Here is an 18642-nt window from a genome sequence, read left to right on the forward strand (position 1 = left end):
GACGATTATTCTATCATTAAAGTAGATCAAAATTATTCTTAATGACTACTAGAAAATCAAACTAGGATGAAGAATAGTTAGGAAATAAAATTTGTTGCATTATTGTACATTTTGTTAACGAGAGATAAAAGTTGTATAAACTAGTAATATATTGATCTATGAGTTTGAAATCAATTTTATGTACAATTTTTTACTAGGATTTATTGGGTAGAAAGATATAGTTTTTGTTCTTGAAAACACAAGTAATTGATTCTATATGATCTAAATATAGATGAGGTGGGATAAGCAGATGGATAATTATGAGTTGTTGGAATACAATTTAGCAGAATTTATGACTTCAGATATGCAAGAGGAATTTTTACAATTTTTTCATTTTCAGAATATTAATGAATTTAAGGAACAGTATGTTCATTCAAAAAAACTGCTAAAAGATCAAAACGAAGAGATGTTGAATGAACTAAAAGAATGGAGACAAGTTGATTCAATTGAAAAATTCTCGCAACAAGTAACAATAAAGCTAACTGAGCAATATTTTATGAAGTACCCAAATCTAATAAAATACAAAAATGTTAGCAATAACATTAATGAAAACCTTTGCAAAAATATTCATGAGATTCTTTTGCGAACGATTGTTTATGACTTTAATCTATTAAAGTCACAGTTACAAAAACTCTCTGTGAAAAGTTATATTAGAAATTATTTATCTAATGAGAAATACGTCACAGGTTTGTTTCAAAGATTTCCTGTTTTATTCAATTTAATAGATAAAAAAATCAAAGAAACAATCTGTTACATTTCTGAAGTTATCCAACATGTAGAGTATGATTCAAAGGAAATTAACGAATTGTTTAGTATTCAACTTGATCAAGAAATAGGAGTTGAATTTTCTTTGGGTGATCCGCATCTGTCAGGAAAATTTCCACTCGTGATAACAGGTAAAAAGAATAAAATTATTTATAAACCACGAAGTAATTACAATGATTTATTATTTGGAGAATGCGTTGCTTTATTTAATAAAAATAATTTTAACAAACAACTAGCACAAATAAAATTATTGAATCGTAAAACGTATTCTTGGTCAGAATTTATTGTAAGTGATCCTTGTCAATCAGAAGAAGAAGTTCAAGATTTCTATTATAAAATGGGGGCAATTATTGCAATTCTTTTCTATTTAAATGCTTCGGATATTCATCTTGAAAATCTAATTGCAAGTGGTGGTTCACCCATGCTCATTGATTTAGAATGCTTGTTTAACAATTTAGATCGTATGGAAGCATTATCTGTAAATGATAAGATACATGAAATTTTGACTAATTCTGTTCTTAATTCTGGAATTGTACCTATGTACAACGAATTTTTTAAAGATGATATTTCGGCTTTAGGAAGCCATGAAAACTTATTCCAACGTTTTTCAGTACCACAATTGATTGTTTCAGAAGATGATTTAGAAATTAAATTCACTGAAAATTCTGATGAATTTAAATATTCATATTCTAATGTTCCGATGTATCATGGACAAAATTATCGTTTTTTAGACTATAAGCAACAGATCTATCAAGGATTTACAGAAACATTTCACCTATTTTTGGATAAAAAATCAGAGCTGATTGATATTGTTGAGCGCTATAAAAATGATATTACTATCCGACATTTAATAAAACCAACAGCAACTTACAGTAAAATAGCGACTTTAAGTTATCATCCTAGGTTCTTGACAGCACCGTTTGATCGCTTGTTATTTGTCTATTCTCAAATGGCAAGATTTGGTTCTACACCATTTCTTACCTATGAAATTGAGGACATACTAGAGGGGGATATCCCTTATGTTTTTTCAAAACTTAACTCAAATACACTTAACATTTCAAAAAAAATGACATTTACGAATAACAGTCGTATAGATTTCTTAACACTATGGAAAAAAAAGATCCATTCTCTTAGTGAGAAAGATTTAAACTACCAATTAAATATTTTGCAAAAAAGCTTTGGAGATAAAAATATTACGTTAGAAGATCTTTTTATAATTGGAGAAAAAAATGATGAGATCAAGACTTTAGAATCTTACATCCATAGTAAAAGGATAGTACACAATAAGCAGGTGACGTGGCTTCATACCGGTTATGAAGATTTAACAAAAGACAAAGATTTTAAAATTCGTTTAAAACTGCAGCCAATGAATAACAGTTTGTATAATGGGAAAATTGGTGTAGCAATCACTTACTATTATTTATGGAAAACAAAAAATGATTTTGATTACAAAAACAGATTTCTATTAATATTGAATGATTTACTTGATCATTTTGATTTATCTAATCAAAAAAATTATGATATAGGGGTTTTTTCTGGATTAGGTGGTTATATCTATTTATTTAATTTGATTGCTCCATCCTTGCGAACATCAAAACTGATCGCAATTGAGCAAGATATCCTTCAATATCTGGGACAAAAAATAAAAAAAGACAAAATTCTGGATATTATGAGTGGTACGGCGGGGTTATTACTACTTTTTTGTAATATTTATAAAAAGAGCCCTAATAAAGAATTAAAAAAATTAATTGGACTTTGTGTGGAGAATTTATTAAATAATTTAATAGAATCAGAGGGAAAAGGAAGTTATTGGGAATCCTCTGTAGAAAAGAAACTTATTTTAGGTTTTTCTCACGGAACATCAGGTATTCTTTATGCTTTAGCGATTTATGAAGAGTTATTTTCGGTAACCAAAATAAAAGAAACGATTGGCGCAGTTACCTTATTTGAAAACCAACATCGTAAAAACGGTGTGTGGTTTGATACAAGAGGAGAAAAATGGATTGAGCAAAATACTTTTTATTGTAATGGTCTTGTAGGAATGCTTACTCATCGATATCTTATGGAAGGAGAAAGCCCAGAGGAGCTATTATATTTTGCTCGATTAAAAGAAGAATTAAACAAAGAACGTGTAGATAGTTGCTTATGTCATGGCTTTTTAGGAAATATGTGGCTTTACCGTCATTTCTTCATTCATCATAATATAAAGTCATATGCGTTCTTACTCGATGATTGGAATGCATACTTAGACAAACGAACAATTAATGAAAGTTGTTTAGAAGACGAGTTTCTAGATGTTGGTTTGATGACCGGTCTTTCCGGGGTGATTTTGGGATTGTTAGCGTTGGAGAACCCTAACATACCAAACATACTTTTATTCGATTTATAGATAAATCCTTCAATCGAAAATACGAATGAAGAGATAGGATCTGATTGAATAATAGATTGATAAGTGTAACAAACAGTTGATGACAATAAAAAATGATTGATCAACTTGAAAGGAGGTGAAGAAAATGGCAGTAGGACTATTAATGAAAGCAGGCAATGTTTCTGAAGAATTAGCAGTATTAAACAACGAACATAGTTTGAATGCTTCGCTAGATACCATCTGCGGAACAATGGGTAGCCTTGGTTGTGGTAGTTTTGGTTGTGGCTCTTTATCTAGCTGTTGCTAAAATATATACGGATGAAAGGTTTCAGAGGTTTTATTGTGAATATTGAAAAATAATAATTCAGAATGAAGAGTCTGAATCTGGGACATTAATCAGAAAAAATCTGATTAATGTCCTACTTTTTTTAGTAAAAAGATTCCTTCAGACTCATTCGTTTTATTTCTTATCCAGCATTTCTCGATCTTTTTCGATCGTTGTATTGATCCCTTTGATAATAGCAGGAATGAAGCCAGCTTCTTCTAAAGCCACAACACCTGCAACCGTTGTTCCGCCAGGGGAAGAAACCTGGTCAACTAGCTCCCAAGGGTTTTCATCACTTGCTAGGAATTTTTGACAAGATCCCATAATAGCTTTGGCAGCGATCTCGGTTGCCATTTTTTTAGGTAAGCCATTAAAGACACCCGCACGACCCATGGCATCGATCAACATATAAATAAATGCTGGTGAACTACCGGCTAACCCAATAAACGTACTGAAATCACCTTCTGCCAGTGGATAGACACTGCCGATCGCTTCAAAGATTTGCGTTGCTTCTTTGAATTCCTCATATGTGACATGATGATTTTTACAGATAGCAGAGACACCTGCACCCACACTAACGTTTACGTTTGGCATGACACGAATGATTTTCGCTTCGGGGTCATTTAGGGCTTTTTCCAGATCATGTAATGATTTTCCTGAAGCAATTGAAATAAAGAGACATTTCTGACTATATTTTCTTAAATCCTTCAGTACTTGGTCAATGATTTTAGGTTTGACTGCCAGTAAAATGACATCTACTTGTTTTGCGACTTCTTGATTTGTTTGACAGGCGGTTACACCAGTTGCTTCTGCAAAACGTTGTGCATTTTCGAAATGACCACTTGAGACAAAAATATCTTCTTTAGCCACTGTTTCGTGTTCAATCAAGCCGTTAATGATTGCTTGCGCCATATTACCTGCTCCAATGAATCCAATTTTCATGTTATCCTCTCCTTTTGTTTTAGCATAGCTTTCTTTTCAATGAAGGGCAAGCAAAGAATAAAGCGTGTGGATAGATACATAAACAGGTGAAACTAGTGCATAAGTGGTAAAAATAAGGTAAATAAGCTAACATTGATTTATAAATTGAAAGTTTTCAAGTAAGGATGGTAAAGTGTGAAAAATAAAAGTCATACGGCATTTCAGTGGTTGAAAAATCATAGCTTGATTTTAAAAATGATTTTTTTTGGATCTATTATAGTTTTCGTTGCCAATCAAGTCGTAAATATTGCAAATGGAATGAGTTGGCAAGATATTTGGCAAACTATGCGACAACAAAGTTATGTTACGCTGTGTTTAATGGTTTTAGTGGGGTTGATCGGTGTTTTGCCAATGTTGTTGTATGACTGGGTGACGATTCGCGTGTTGGAAAAACAAGGGAAACCTAAAATGAAGCGTCACGATTTTTTCTTAGCTGCTTTTATTACGAATACAATTAATAACTTAGCGGGCTTTGGAGGAATTGTTGGAGCTAGTCTTAGAGCAAATTTTTATGGAAAAGAAACAAATCGGAAAATGGTACTTGCTACCGTTTCTAAAGTTGCATTATTTATGTTGACTGGTTTATCATTATGGTCATTTCTAACGTTCATTGATGTTTTTTTTCTACAAACTACTAGTATTTTTAGAAGTTATTGGATTTGGTTACTTGGCGGTAGTGTGATAGCACCGGCTATTTTTTTCTTTGCTTATTTAAAAAGAAGAACATTATTTGCGGAATTCTATCCTAAGGGTCTAGTCGGGTTACTGTTAGCTTCTGTGGGGCAATGGACTGGAGCATTGGTCGTTTTTTTAGCGATTGGTTATTTGATGGATGTAGATATTTCCTTATTTTCGATTTATCCAATGTTTATTATCGCTACGTTAATCGGTATGTTGACAATGGTTCCTGGGGGTGTCGGGACATTTGATGTGTTGATGATCTTAGGTATGAGTCAGTTAGCTGTTCGACAAGATATTGCAGTGGTTTGGTTACTTTATTACCGTTTGTTTTATTATGTGGTTCCTTTTGCGGTTGGCTTATTTTTATTTCTGTCACATACTGGAGTAAAAGTGAATCGTTTTTTAGACAATATACCACGACTGCTCTTTCAAAAAATCGCGCATTTTATTTTGGTCACAGCCGTTTATTTTGCAGGGATCATGATGGTGTTACTATCTACGATTACGAATCTTTCTGCGATCAGTCGATTGTTTCAGATTTTATTACCTTTCTCGTTTAATTTTTTAGACCAAACGTTGAATCTATTGATTGGCTTCTTATTGCTTGGGTTGGGAAGAGCGTTAGCAATGAAAGTGAAGAAGGCTTTTTTACCAACTATTGCTTTATTAGCTTTTGGAATCATTAACACAGTTACTCGAACATTATCTTGGCAATTGATTTTAGTGTATATCTTGATTCTTCTGGCTGTCTGGCTAGCTCGGAAAGAATTTTACCGTAAGAAATTTGTTTATTCATGGGGTGCCATTCTTTTTGATCTATGTTTGTTTGGGTTTCTATTTATCGTCTATGCAATTGCAGGGTATCATAGTGGACGTTTTTGGGTAAATCGATTGACAGCTGATCGCTTTCTCCTGTTCCCATCCGATGAAGTTTGGTTTTCAGGCTTGATTGGTCTAGGGATATCGCTGTTGGCATTAGTAGCATTGTATCAGTACCTTGCTTCTGAAACGAATGAGTTAGGGTCAGATTTACAAATCGAAAGATTCAAACAGATGTTGTCCGTCTATCAGGGGACCTCTGCTAGTCATTATCTTCGTTTACCAGGATATAAATATTATTACTATCAACAAAATGGAGAGGATCAAGTCGTCTTTGGTTACCAGATCAAAGGAAATAAATGCTTTGTTTTGGGAGACCCGATTGGCAACCCTAAAATGATTCGTCCTGCTATTACAGAATTTATGCAAAAAGCTGATTGCTTAGGGTATCAAATTGCTTTTTACAAGATCTCAGAAAAATATGTGGTAATGTTGCATGAATTAGGTTTTCATTTTACAAAAGTCGGCGAGGTGGGAATGGCAGATTTGACTACAGAAGAAATGCCTTGGGTCAATCAACAGCTAGAGTACCAGCGTCTAACTAATGAAGGCTATCATTTCACTTGGTACGAACAATTACCTGAGGAATTATTAGCTGCGGTGAGTGAGGTTTCGGATCAGTGGTTACATGGTGCGAGAGAAAAGCATTTTTCTGTTGGGCGTTTTGACGAATCTTATCTGTTAGCCAGCGGTGTTGGAGTGGTACGCAAAGAACAAAAAGTGGTCGGATTTATTACAGAGCAACCAATATCTGAAAGCCAAGCAGGCTATGATCTATTACGTGTATTGCCAGATGAACCTGCTGAACTATCCGATTATTTATTAGTCAATCTATTTGTTGTCTACCAAGAAAAGGGTTATCTTGAGACAAATCTTGGTTTAGCTCCGTTAGCAAATGTAGGGGAAACAGACTTTGCATTCTTTCAAGAGCGCATCATGCATATTGTTTATAATTATGGTAGTTTCTTTTACTCATTTCAATCGACCTATGAAGAAAAACTGCGCTATGTCACTCGTTGGGAAGGTCGCTATTTTGCTTACATGAAGGGAAGCAGTTTTACATTTGCCACATTACAGTTGTTTATACTAATTGGGAAGGGAAAAGAAAAAAGTATCAGTTTTGCAGAAGAAGTATTAACGGAATTGTAAATTGCGTAAATAGAGGAATAACTGGTGACGTGTTTTAGCTGCCCATAGTTTAAAACGTGAAAAAGCGATTGACGGTAGCTAGAGAAAATGAATGTGGTCGAAGGATGGTTTGTTTTATCTGTAGACAGAAAAGGTCTGAGAAAACCGCTAAGATCGTAAACACGTCACTCGTATGAGCTATACTTTTATTTTTCTCTGTGATAGAATACTTGCGACTTAGACTTTTTGAATGGGTGAGAGGATGGAACTGATAGAAAAAGCACCAGCTAAGATCAATTTGGGATTAGATGTCTTGTACAAGCGTCCCGATGAGTATCACGAGCTGGAAATGGTAATGTCGAGTGTAGATTTAGCAGATCACTTATTCTTTGAAGAGATACCTGAGGATCGAATCATCGTAGAAACGAATAAGGCATTTTTGCCAGTAGATCAACGAAATAACGTTTATCAAGCAGCAACATTGCTTAAGAATAAGTATCATATCAAAAAAGGCGTAAAAATATTTGTGAAAAAAAATATTCCAGTTGCAGCTGGACTGGGTGGGGGCAGCACAGATTGTGCAGCTGCACTGAGAGGGATCAATCAACTATGGAATCTCGGTTGTTCTCTGGAAGAATTAGCTGAGATTGGTTTGGAAGTTGGTACGGATGTGCCTTATTGTGTTTATGGTAATACTGCGTTTGTTGGCGGCAAAGGAGAAGTGGTCCAAGTTCTCCCTTCAATGCCTCAGTGTTGGGTAATCTTGGTGAAACCTAAAATGAGTGTTTCGACTAGAACCGTCTTCAAAGAAGTAGATGCGCAAAAAATCCAGCATCAGAACATTCCTAGACTAGTGGAGGCAATCCAGCAACAAGATTACCATACGATGATTCAATACATGGGAAATAGTTTAGAAGATGTTACCGGCAAACGTCATCCAATTATCCATCAAATCAAAGAACGCATGTTAAAGTATGGGGCAGATGCCGCTTTGATGAGCGGAAGCGGACCGACAGTCTTTGCCTTATGTCAACATTATTCAAGAGCACAAAGAGTCTATAACGGGCTGAAAGGTTTCTGTGATGAAGTATATTTAGTACGCACGTTGTAAAATAGGCCAGAACTAGTTGTTGCTAAGAGATGAAGAATAAAAAATCTCAAAACAGAAGAAGCTGTTTTGAGATTTTTTTGAGTTGGTTGCAGCTTAGCTACTCTAAACGTTATTTATTCTATTTAGAAATTGGAAAAAATGGACTAGATAGCTTGTTGGGCTCTCAGTAACATGAACAAACTATCATTCATTTTACGGTTTACATTGAATTTGTTCGTATAAATCAGAAATTGAAGGATTTCTATTGACTCTATTTTTTTATTCTGATACATTAAGTTCCGTTGATAAATCGTAATTTTACGATTTGTTCGAAAGGAGAGTCTTATGAAAAAATATATGATTGGTTTAACACTAGCTGTAGGGATGTTTTTATTAGCGGCTTGTGGTGGTACGAACCAAAAGGATTCAAAGAAAAATGAGTTAACGATTGTTACGACCTTTTATCCGATGTATGAATTTACGAAAGAAGTAGTTGGAAATGAAGGAAACGTCAAGTTGTTGATCCCGTCTGGGACTGAACCACATGATTTTGAACCTAGTGCAAAACAACAAGCAGAAATCGCTGATGCGGATGTGTTTGTTTATAATAGTCCAGATATGGAATTTTTTGTTGACTCATTGAAAGATTCTGTCGATACGAATAAAACATTGATGATTGAAGCAGCTAAAGGAATTGATCGTCTGAAATCAGCAGAAGAAGACCATGACCATGATCATGAACATGAAGAAGCTTCTTCTGAAAGTCATTCGCATGAGTATGATCCACATATTTGGTTAGATCCTGTGTTAGCAATCAAAGAGGTCAAAACAATTGCTTCAGAGCTTGGGAAAAAGTATCCTGATAAAAAGGCAACTTTTGATAAAAATGCGGATGCTTATATCAAAAAATTAGAAAACCTGAACCAAAAATATACGGATGAACTCAAAGATGCCAAAAACCGCACGTTTGTGACGCAACATGCCGCATTTGCGTATTTAGCGAATCAGTATGATTTACACCAACAAGCGATTGCAGGGGTAACGCCTGATCAAGAACCCACACCAAGCCGCTTAGCTGAACTAAAAGATTTTGTGAATAAAAATAAGATCAAAGTGATTTACTTTGAAGAAAATGCGTCATCCAAAGTGGCGGAAACATTGTCGAAAGAAACGGGTGTTAAATTAGAAGTATTGAATCCATTAGAGAGTTTGACAAGTGAACAAATCAAAGCCGGCGAAAATTATATTTCGGTAATGGAAGAGAACTTAAAAGCGTTAAAAGAAAGTATTAATTAAGAACGGAGGTATTTCGCGTGCATTATATCGAAATATCCGATTTGACTTTTTATTATGATGAAGAACCTGTATTAGAAGATGTGTCTTATCACGTTGATGCAGGAGAGTTCGTTATTCTAACAGGAGAAAACGGTGCAGCAAAATCAACATTGATCAAAGCTTCCTTAGGCTTGTTAAAACCTTCTAAGGGAACAGTGAAAATCGCCCCAAAAAATCAAGAAGGACAAAAATTAAGTATTGGTTACATTCCACAACAAGTGGCATCTTTTAATGCTGGCTTTCCAAGTACAGTCTTAGAATTGGTTCGTTCGGGTCGCTATCCGAGAGGACGTTGGTTCAAACGACTTTCTGAAAAAGATCATCAGCATGTTAAACGGGCTTTAGAATCTGTTGGAATGTGGGAGATGCGTCATCGACGGATCGGAGAATTATCCGGTGGACAGAAACAACGGATTAGCTTAGCCCGTATTTTTGCGACTGACCCAGATTTATTTATATTGGATGAACCGACAACGGGGATGGATGAAGAATCTCGTAATGAATTTTATCGATTATTGCGTCATAGTGCCCATGAACATGGCAAGGCAATTTTGATGATTACTCATGATCATGAGGATATCAAGCAATATGCAGATCGACAAATTCGTTTGGTAAGAAAGGAGGATTCTCCATGGCGTTGCTTTCATATGAATTCATGAGACGAGCTTTTTTAGCAGCCATTTTTATTGCGGGGATTGCTCCAATGTTAGGTGTCTTTTTAGTGATCCGAAGACAATCATTGATGGCAGATACACTGTCACACGTTTCACTGGCAGGGGTGGCATTGGGTTTCTTTTTGAATATCAATCCAACGTTGACTACGATGTTCGTAGTAATATTAGCTGCGGTGATTTTAGAATATTTACGTACGATTTATCGTACTTACTCAGAAATTTCAATTGCGATCTTAATGGCTGGCGGACTGGCGCTGGCATTAGTTTTGATGAATCTTAGTGGTGGAAACTCAGCCACAAGTATCCAATCGTACCTCTTTGGCTCGATTGTGACGATTACTTGGGATCAAGTTATCTTTTTGGGTGTATTATTTGTTATTATTGGTTTCTTATTCTTTTTGTTCAAGCGACCAATGTACGTGCTGACTTTTGATGAAGATACCGCCCATGTTGATGGTCTGCCTGTTCACCGTATGTCAATGCTGTTCAACGTGATCACGGGTGTTGCGATTGCTGTCATGATCCCAATTGCCGGGGCATTATTGATTTCAGCAATTATGGTCCTGCCTGCAGCGATCGGTATGCGCTTAGGCAAAAGTTTCAATGTGGTGATTGCCATTAGTATCGGTGTTGGCTTTATCGGCATGTTATCGGGACTAACAAGTTCCTTTTATCTAGATACGCCACCGGGTGCGACGATCACGCTAGTCTTTATCGTGTTGTTTCTTGTGGTCAATTTGTTCAAGCGGGTGCTTATTTCCATTAAGCGAAAAAATAAATAAAAAATCAAAAAGAAAAGCGATGAAAACGAAAAATTTTCATTGCTTTTTCTTATATTTAGATAAATACCGAACTATTTAACTTATTTTCTTACAAAATGCTCGAATTTTTAAATGAAAACTTATATAATGTAAAACGATATAATTTCTTAAAAGGAGCTGAAATATGTGAAAGTACGTCGCAGTGAACGTCTTGTTGATATGACTCAGTATTTATTAGATCATCCTCACGAATTAATTTCATTGACAAGTTTTGCCGAACGTTATGAATCTGCTAAATCTTCGATCAGTGAAGACTTGGCAATTATCAAAAAAACATTTAAGGAACGAGGGTATGGTACCCTAGAAACAATTCCAGGTGCCGCTGGTGGGGTTTTATTTATACCAGAGATTTCTTACGAAGAAGCCAAAAAATACATTGAGTCGTTAGCTGAACGATTGTCTGAACAAGATCGTTTGTTGCCTGGTGGTTATGTTTATCTATCCGATTTACTAGGTGAGCCCGAATTATTGCGCCAAGTTGGAAAAATCATTGCTTCTAAGTATTTAGGTGAAAAAATCGATGCAGTGATGACAGTTGCTACGAAAGGCGTACCGATCGCGCAAGCTGTGTCCTATTATTTAAATGCACCGTTTGTTATCGTACGCCGTGATTCAAAGATCACAGAAGGATCGACAGTTAGTGTGAATTATGTTTCTGGTTCTTCTGAACGAATCGAAAAGATGGAATTGTCAAAAAGAAGTCTTAAACGTGGTTCTCGTGTCCTAGTCGTTGATGATTTTATGAAAGGCGGCGGCACAGTCAATGGAATGAAGAGCTTGATCGAAGAGTTTGAATCTGAACTTGTAGGAATCACCGTTTTTGCAGAATCCAAATTTAATGGTCATCGTGCAATTGACGATTATACTTCATTGCTATACGTAAAAGATGTCGACACGAAGACCAAAAATATTACAGTTGTACCAGGAAATTATTTCAAAGATTAGAGATTGAAAATTTACCTGTTTGCCGATCAATAATAGCTGGAAGAGATTGTGACAGAAGTGTCCAGCTCTGAGAAATAAGCCGGAGAATCCGAAAATAGTTTCACCTATTTTGGGAATTCTTTGGCTTATTTTCGATAGAGACACTACAGCAACAAGCAACAACAAATCAGATATCCAGCTGTTATCTGTCAGATGAGAGAAATTCGTTCTCCTTTTTCATATAACCCTATTTTTCTCTCACTATTGTTGATTGACTAATTGATTTTTTAACCCCAAAGATAAAAATGGTCTAGTTACAAATATAGTCTGCTTGGTTGAAAAATTGAGTAGAGTGGGCTAAACTTAAAACCATCAAATACAATTAGGAGTGACGCAGTTGGACGCACGTTATGCAATCATTTTGGCAGCGGGAAAAGGAACTCGCATGAAGTCAAAATTATATAAAGTTTTACATCCAGTTTCAGGACAGCCGATGGTGGAACATATTATCAATCGAGTAAGTGAAACCAACCCAGATCAAATCATCACGATCGTCGGGCATGGCGCTGAGCAAGTAAAGGCACAGTTGGGTGAACGTAGTGAATACGCTCTGCAAGCAGAACAACTTGGTACAGGTCATGCAGTATTGCAAGCTGCATCTTTTTTACAAGGGAAAGAAGGCACGACACTGGTGATTAGTGGAGACACACCGCTTTTAACCACTGAAACATTGAACAATTTATTTGAGTATCACCAAGGAAAAAATGCGAGTGCCACGATTCTAACCGCACAAGCCGAAGATCCAACTGGATATGGCCGTATCATTCGTGACCATATTGGGATCGTTGAAAAAATCGTTGAGCAAAAAGATACTACACCAGAAGAAGCATTGGTCCAAGAAATCAATACAGGAACTTATTGTTTTGACAATCAAGCTCTGTTTGAAGCATTGAACAAAGTAGGAACAGACAATGCACAAGGGGAGTACTACTTAACCGATATCATTGAAATCCTCAAAGATGCTGGAAAAACAGTAGCAGCTTATCAGACAGAAGACTTTGATGAATCAATGGGAGTCAATGATCGTATTGCATTAGCTAAAGCTAATGAATTGATGCGCCAAAGAATCAACAAAATGCATATGGTCAATGGTGTAAGTTTTGTTGATCCAGCAACGACTTATATTGATGCCGGGGTAGAGATTGGTTCTGATACAGTGATCGAAGCAGGCGTCCAACTTCAAGGTAAAACCGTCATTGGATCAGATTGCGTGATCGGTGCCCATTCTCGAATCGTAGATAGTGTGATTGAAGATCATGTGGTAGTTGAACATTCTGTGATCGAAAAAAGTCTTGTGAAAAGTCATGCGGACGTGGGACCATTTGCTCATTTACGACCAAAAGCAGAAATTGGTGAAGGTGTCCATATTGGTAATTTTGTGGAAGTCAAAAATGCTGAAATTGGTAAAAATACCAAAGTTGGTCATTTGACTTATGTCGGTGATGCCACATTAGGCGAAGAAATCAATATTGGTTGTGGCGTGGTCTTTGTGAATTACGATGGGAAAAACAAGCACCGCACGACAATTGGTGATCATAGTTTTATCGGTTCTAATGCAAATATTATTGCCCCAGTGGAAATTGCTAAAAATACATCAGTAGCTGCAGGGTCAACAATCACAGAGGATATCCCTGAATATGCTATGGCAATTGCCCGTGCAAGACAGGTCAATAAAGAAGAGTATGCTAAAAAACTCCCTTATTTAAACTAAGACTTTTGTAAAACCCCTTGATTTATTCAGAAAATATGACTAGTATTTAATAGGTAGAATTCTAGAGTTGTGAAAAAGAAAGTGGAGGTCCCCATGTCAAAACATTACTTTGACCCAAGATTAAAAATTTTTGCGTTAAATTCAAATCGCCCGTTAGCAGAAAAAATTGCTGCAGCTGTCGGTGTCGAATTGGGTAAATCATCGGTTACTCAATTTAGTGATGGAGAAATCCAAGTGAATATTGAAGAAAGTATTCGCGGATCACATGTTTATGTTATTCAGTCAACGAGTAGTCCTGTAAATGATAATTTAATGGAATTGCTGATCATGATTGATGCCTTGAAACGTGCCAGTGCAAAAACGATTAACGTAGTAATGCCTTACTATGGATATGCACGTCAAGATCGTAAAGCTCGTGCCAGAGAACCAATCACTGCAAAACTTGTGGCGAACATGATTCAAAAAGCTGGAGCAACTAGAATGTTGACGCTTGATTTGCATGCTGTCCAAATCCAAGGATTCTTTGATATTCCTGTTGATCACTTGATGGGTGCACCATTGATTGCAAATTATTTCTTAGAAAAAGGGATTAAAGGGGACGATGTAGTAGTTGTATCACCTGACCATGGTGGTGTAACTCGTGCGCGTAAATTGGCTGAATTTTTAAAAGCACCAATTGCGATCATTGATAAACGCCGTCCAAAAGCAAACGTAGCAGAAGTAATGAATATTATTGGGCAAGTAGAAGGAAAAACTTGTGTATTGATTGATGATATGATCGATACAGCAGGGACGATTACCTTAGCGGCTAACGCACTAAAAGAAGCAGGCGCAGTAAGTGTCTACGCATCATGTACACATCCAGTATTATCTGGACCAGCTTTACAGCGTATTGAAGATTCTGCGATTGAACGCTTAGTTGTAACAGATTCGATCTATCTGCCAGATGACCGTAAGATCGAAAAAATCGATGAAGTAAGTGTCGGTGGTTTGATGGGTGATGCAATTAAACGTATCCACGAAAATAAACCTGTTAGTCCATTGTTTGAAACAAAAAAATAAGAATTAAAAAAATTGAATAGTATCACAAAGGGGAGCCTTATGAGGCTGAGATTGAAGTTTTTCTAAACCCTTCGTACCTGTATCGGTTATGCGAGCGTAGGAATTGTGACGATCAATTGACGTTAGTCATGTAACGTTAGTTGTAGAAGTATGTTGTATTTACTTCCTCCTTTGTGATTTCAAATGAACGGAGGAAGTTTTTTTATGGAGAAAAAATATAAAGTATGGATTGAGGGGACACTTGTAGCTGCACTAGCGATGGTGTTATCCTTTATTCCTCTTCAAATAGGTAGTAGCTTTGAGATTTCATTAGGACAGATTCCACTGACATTGTTTGCGTTAAGAAGAGGTTGGAAGGCAGGGATTTTATCAGGATTTATTTGGGGGATTTTACATTTTCCAACAGGACAAGTGTATTATCTCAGTGTCATTCAAGTATTGATCGAGTATCCGATTGCTTTTACCTTTGCAGGATTTGCAGGAGTGTTCGCTAAAAGGCTGCAAAACAGTCTAACGATGGGCAATAAAAAAGGGATGACAACCACTATTATATTAGGAACTTTAGTTGGTGTTGGTGCTAGATATTTCTGGCATTTTGTCGCAGGCGTCGTTTTTTGGGGAAGTTATGCTTTGTGGGGAATGAAGCCATGGCTCTTTTCTTTAGTCATGAATGGTGCAAGTGCCTTGGCTACAGGAATTGTTACAATGGTTGTTTTGCTTGGGATCGGTCGAACAGTTCCAGCTTTGTTCATCGGGAAAAAATAAACGAAAAGAGCCTCAGTCACTATAAAAGTGTCTAGGCTCTTTTTTTATAAGTATAAAATGATGGAACATCCAAGCATCAGCTTAAAGGAGTATAGTTGAGTTCCGCAGCTTCTCCTACAAGCTCCCAGCGTTTTTCTTCTGCATGATAAACTAAAGTGCCAATTGCTTCTTCATCAAGGTATCTTGTTCCTTTTAGCTTCCAAATATAATCTTCAATGACATAGATCGGGATATGATAATCGTTATCGATCAATCCACCTTGTTCAAAAGAAAAAATGATTCCTTCTTGCATCAAATTACGCATATTCTTCAGTAATTCCACACTAATTTTTTCGACCGGAATATCTCGTTTGAAAAACGATTTTTTCTCATTGATTTTTTTTGACAAGATGATACTTAGTTTATTGGCAAAGATCCGATAAAATTCATCTAAATAGCGGTAATAGATTCGTTCTAATTGATCGTTAAGATCGAAGTAGACGAAATTATTTTGTAATTTATAAAAAAATGGTGAGTGAAGATGGGTCTTCATGTGTCCAAAATATAACAATTCTGAAATTTCTAATGGCGTTAATTCTTTCAGCATCGTTAAGTCGTTAAAATCGATCCATTTTAAATCACTCGAATGATTACGATTACGTGCAGAAGAGAAAAAGCGTTGGATATTTTCTGTTCCACGAATCACTTTCAACCCAGTATGGGATTCGTATTCACCAGCATTTTCTGAAGGATCTAATAACAATAAATTTTGTGGGAAATGCACGATGTTGTTTGAAAAATCACTAATAGTCAGCCCCTTAGTCACAACCGCATTGCTAGTAGTATCAATATGTACATAAACTGACTCAGACATCATGCTCCTCCTCTCACTCATTATCACTTTCATTTTACAACATTTATTAAAAAAAAGCTTGTTTCTTTTATTTTAAAATTCCATTACAAAATCACTTTTTTTGTGATAAACATGGACATTTTCATTGTTTTTGTATAAATGGATGGAATGGATTTTGTTATAGCTTTTACAAGAACAATGTATTCATTTTAGTATTTCTCAAAAAAATAGTATACTTTAAAAGAATATATTTGTCTTGTTATAATAAAAAAGGAGAAGATTATGCTGATTCAACAAGTGTACGGTTCAGAAAAAACAGTCCTCTACTCTACACTTCAACGAGCCAAACAATTGCTACCCTTTTATGCTACCCATCAGGAAAGCCGTGATGCCTTTTGGTTGGCAACAAAGAAAAGGCAAGCTTGGCGGATGATCGGTAACAAACATACCCTTTATTTTATTGCCGAACGAACCAGTGAACAATGGCTGATTAAAAATGTGCTAGTGGTTGGTGACATGCCTGGTTGGACGCTTTTTTTTAAAGAGATAGAGTGGTGTTCCCGTTTTTATTTCAAAAAATATTGTTCTTTTCAATGGATTGAACCACTGTCGACATATTGGCAGACACTCCTATCTCATCATGGTTATACGCAAGACAATCAGTTGGCTCAGACAATTTGGCAAAAAAAACTGACCTATCATATTGGTTTAGTATTAGGTGGCGGTGGCGCTCATGGTGCCTATCAAATCGGTGTTTGGCAAACGTTAAAAGAACATCAGATTCATTTTGAAGTAATTACGGGAACTTCAGTTGGTGCGTTAAACGGTGTATTGATCTTGCAAGATGATTTATCGCAAGCTCTTTCTTTATGGCAATCCCTCGCAACGAATCAAGTATTACAGCTACCAGAAACTGCATTATCAGAAGATCTACGGAAAAGGTTTATCCAAGAAACACGACAAATGACGAGAGCAGCAATTATCAAGGGGGGAGCCTCAATCACCCCTTTGGAAAAGTTACTCAAAAGTAAATTAGATGCTGAGAAGATTTTAAAAATGAAAAGTCCTCGTTTATTTACCGTTTCGACTCGACTTCCTGATTTTAAAGAAGTGGTGACACCGATCCAGCAATTGGCAAGCAATGAAATTGCTGATTGGATCCTAGCTTCGGCCTCGTTTTATCCCGCTATGAGTTATCGAAACATTGCTGGACAAAAATATATTGATGGTGGTTATCGAAATAATTTGCCTGTGGATGTAGCAATTAAAGAAGGGGCAACGGAGTGCTTAATAGTAGATGTGGATGGTCCCGGAGTGACTAAGAAGATTACGATACCAGAAGAGACTGTTCCATGGCTCTGCCGCTCTAATTGGTCATTGGGAACCTTCTTGATTTTTGATCGGCAGAGAAACCAATTCAATCTCCAATTAGGCTATCTGGAAATGAAAAAAAAGTTAGGTGATTTTGAGGGGAATTGGTATACGTTCTATTCAACGAAACTTGCAGAACAATATTGGCGTAAATTTTTAAGCTATCTAGTGAATGATCTTCAGCTAGAAACAACTTTTGTTCAACAACCAAAATTTTGGCAAACTCTGCGTAATATATATAAAGACAGGGTAGTAATTGAAACATGCGGGGTGGCGATGCTTGAACTATTAGCCAAAAAAAAGCTCGTTTTACCGAATAAAGTTTATGATGTAGATGAATTGATCGAACAGATCATTCAAAAAGAATCAAGTTCATTTTTCGATCAAATGATTCGAGAGGTCGGACAATTAAATAGTAATGAGTGGCGCAGAGTCCAAAAATACCAAAAAAAGCAAAAGATTGAACAGGAACAAATCAATGAAATTGCTCATTTAGTTAAACAAAAAAAGAACGAGCAACTTCAATCTAAGCTTCATACGCAGTTATTTGACACCCTATTGAATTTATATTTACTTTATCTAAAGGAGGAACAACCATGGCACAAGAATTTTCCTACGAAATCATAGAAGAGATCGCTGTTTTATCCGAAAATAATAAAGGATGGCGAAAAGAGCTGAACCTAGTCAGCTGGAATGGCCGCCCACCTAAATTCGATCTTCGTGACTGGGCGCCCGAACATGAGAAAATGGGTAAAGGGCTTACTCTAACCAATGAAGAATTTGAGGCATTACAAAAAGCTATCGAAAATATGTAACAGAAAGGACCCTGTT

Annotated in this window: 15 protein-coding genes and 1 riboswitch; of the genes, 13 read left to right on the plus strand and 2 right to left on the minus strand. The window is 36.2% G+C overall.

Translation table 11 applies throughout. From position 1 onward, the window contains the following. Nucleotides 1–289: 289 nt before the first annotated feature. Together lanM and AB3I12_RS10290 are read left to right on the plus strand one after the other, a co-directional pair. The gene (gene lanM / locus AB3I12_RS10285; RefSeq protein ID WP_063627645.1) at nucleotides 290–3193 is read left to right on the plus strand and encodes a type 2 lanthipeptide synthetase LanM; all 2904 of its coding nucleotides are present in this window, start codon (nucleotides 290–292) and stop codon (nucleotides 3191–3193) included. Nucleotides 3194–3317: 124 nt separating this feature from the next. Further along, nucleotides 3318–3479, plus strand: a complete 162-nt coding sequence (locus AB3I12_RS10290; protein ID WP_010720618.1) for a hypothetical protein — start codon at nucleotides 3318–3320, stop codon at nucleotides 3477–3479. A gap of 153 nt (nucleotides 3480–3632) precedes the next feature. Here AB3I12_RS10290 and proC read toward each other — a convergent pair whose 3' ends face one another. Then, a complete protein-coding gene (proC, locus tag AB3I12_RS10295) occupies nucleotides 3633–4439 on the minus strand; it encodes a pyrroline-5-carboxylate reductase (RefSeq protein ID WP_063627644.1) in 807 nt (268 codons plus the stop codon). 174 nt (nucleotides 4440–4613) lie between these two features. On the opposite strand from proC, the gene mprF reads away from it, so the two are divergent. The 9 genes from mprF to thiT all read left to right on the plus strand — a co-directional run bounded on the left by mprF (nucleotide 4614) and on the right by thiT (nucleotide 15608). Then, nucleotides 4614–7187, plus strand: a complete 2574-nt coding sequence (gene mprF, locus AB3I12_RS10300) for a bifunctional lysylphosphatidylglycerol flippase/synthetase MprF (protein ID WP_063627643.1) — start codon at nucleotides 4614–4616, stop codon at nucleotides 7185–7187. A 241-nt stretch (nucleotides 7188–7428) separates the two neighbouring features. Further along, on the plus strand, nucleotides 7429–8277 hold the full coding sequence (gene ispE / locus AB3I12_RS10305) for a 4-(cytidine 5'-diphospho)-2-C-methyl-D-erythritol kinase (RefSeq protein ID WP_014834412.1): 849 nt from the start codon (nucleotides 7429–7431) through the stop codon (nucleotides 8275–8277). Nucleotides 8278–8601: 324 nt separating this feature from the next. Then, nucleotides 8602–9552: a metal ABC transporter substrate-binding protein gene (locus AB3I12_RS10310; RefSeq protein WP_368015656.1), complete on the plus strand. Its 951-nt coding sequence runs from the start codon at nucleotides 8602–8604 to the stop codon at nucleotides 9550–9552. A 17-nt stretch (nucleotides 9553–9569) separates the two neighbouring features. After that, nucleotides 9570–10250, plus strand: coding sequence for a metal ABC transporter ATP-binding protein (locus tag AB3I12_RS10315; protein WP_010737272.1), 681 nt, complete (start codon nucleotides 9570–9572; stop codon nucleotides 10248–10250). Next, the gene (locus AB3I12_RS10320; protein ID WP_063627642.1) at nucleotides 10223–11047 is read left to right on the plus strand and encodes a metal ABC transporter permease; all 825 of its coding nucleotides are present in this window, start codon (nucleotides 10223–10225) and stop codon (nucleotides 11045–11047) included. Before AB3I12_RS10315 ends, AB3I12_RS10320 begins: the two co-directional genes overlap by 28 nt. A 165-nt stretch (nucleotides 11048–11212) precedes the next feature. Beyond that, complete coding sequence (gene purR / locus AB3I12_RS10325) at nucleotides 11213–12031, plus strand: pur operon repressor (protein ID WP_010720611.1); 819 nt, start codon at nucleotides 11213–11215, stop codon at nucleotides 12029–12031. Between the two features lie 376 nt (nucleotides 12032–12407). Further along, nucleotides 12408–13781, plus strand: coding sequence for a bifunctional UDP-N-acetylglucosamine diphosphorylase/glucosamine-1-phosphate N-acetyltransferase GlmU (gene glmU, locus AB3I12_RS10330; RefSeq protein WP_063627641.1), 1374 nt, complete (start codon nucleotides 12408–12410; stop codon nucleotides 13779–13781). A 93-nt stretch (nucleotides 13782–13874) separates the two neighbouring features. Continuing rightward, entirely contained in the window at nucleotides 13875–14843 is a 969-nt protein-coding gene (locus tag AB3I12_RS10335; RefSeq protein WP_010737274.1) for a ribose-phosphate diphosphokinase, read from the plus strand. A gap of 18 nt (nucleotides 14844–14861) precedes the next feature. Then, nucleotides 14862–14963, plus strand: a riboswitch (TPP riboswitch). An 84-nt stretch (nucleotides 14964–15047) separates the two neighbouring features. Further along, nucleotides 15048–15608: an energy-coupled thiamine transporter ThiT gene (gene thiT, locus AB3I12_RS10340; RefSeq protein WP_063627640.1), complete on the plus strand. Its 561-nt coding sequence runs from the start codon at nucleotides 15048–15050 to the stop codon at nucleotides 15606–15608. A 76-nt stretch (nucleotides 15609–15684) separates the two neighbouring features. On the opposite strand, the gene AB3I12_RS10345 is transcribed toward thiT, so the two are convergent. After that, nucleotides 15685–16461 (minus strand): hypothetical protein, encoded by a 777-nt coding sequence (locus AB3I12_RS10345; protein WP_010720607.1) that lies wholly within the window; start codon nucleotides 16459–16461, stop codon nucleotides 15685–15687. Nucleotides 16462–16722: 261 nt separating this feature from the next. Here AB3I12_RS10345 and AB3I12_RS10350 point away from each other — a divergent pair, with 261 nt between their 5' ends. Next, nucleotides 16723–18438, plus strand: a complete 1716-nt coding sequence (locus AB3I12_RS10350; RefSeq protein WP_063627639.1) for a patatin-like phospholipase family protein — start codon at nucleotides 16723–16725, stop codon at nucleotides 18436–18438. After that, on the plus strand, nucleotides 18408–18626 hold the full coding sequence (locus tag AB3I12_RS10355) for a YdbC family protein (RefSeq protein ID WP_010720605.1): 219 nt from the start codon (nucleotides 18408–18410) through the stop codon (nucleotides 18624–18626). The genes AB3I12_RS10350 and AB3I12_RS10355 overlap by 31 nt, the downstream gene beginning before the upstream one ends. The last annotated feature ends 16 nt before the right edge of the window (nucleotides 18627–18642 follow it).

The sequence above is a fragment of the Enterococcus sp. C65 genome (assembly GCF_040887165.1).
GTDB lineage: Bacteria > Bacillota > Bacilli > Lactobacillales > Enterococcaceae > Enterococcus_B > Enterococcus_B hirae.

Coding starts and splice junctions, on each gene's coding strand:
- ispE (WP_014834412.1), top strand. CDS start 7,429: ATGGAACTGATAGAAAAAGCACCAGCTAAGATCAATTTGGGATTAGAT.
- AB3I12_RS10320 (WP_063627642.1), top strand. CDS start 10,223: ATGGCGTTGCTTTCATATGAATTCATGAGACGAGCTTTTTTAGCAGCC.
- AB3I12_RS10310 (WP_368015656.1), top strand. CDS start 8,602: ATGAAAAAATATATGATTGGTTTAACACTAGCTGTAGGGATGTTTTTA.
- AB3I12_RS10350 (WP_063627639.1), top strand. CDS start 16,723: ATGCTGATTCAACAAGTGTACGGTTCAGAAAAAACAGTCCTCTACTCT.
- proC (WP_063627644.1), bottom strand. CDS start 4,439: ATGAAAATTGGATTCATTGGAGCAGGTAATATGGCGCAAGCAATCATT.
- AB3I12_RS10335 (WP_010737274.1), top strand. CDS start 13,875: ATGTCAAAACATTACTTTGACCCAAGATTAAAAATTTTTGCGTTAAAT.
- AB3I12_RS10345 (WP_010720607.1), bottom strand. CDS start 16,461: ATGTCTGAGTCAGTTTATGTACATATTGATACTACTAGCAATGCGGTT.
- AB3I12_RS10290 (WP_010720618.1), top strand. CDS start 3,318: ATGGCAGTAGGACTATTAATGAAAGCAGGCAATGTTTCTGAAGAATTA.
- lanM (WP_063627645.1), top strand. CDS start 290: ATGGATAATTATGAGTTGTTGGAATACAATTTAGCAGAATTTATGACT.
- thiT (WP_063627640.1), top strand. CDS start 15,048: ATGGAGAAAAAATATAAAGTATGGATTGAGGGGACACTTGTAGCTGCA.
- AB3I12_RS10355 (WP_010720605.1), top strand. CDS start 18,408: ATGGCACAAGAATTTTCCTACGAAATCATAGAAGAGATCGCTGTTTTA.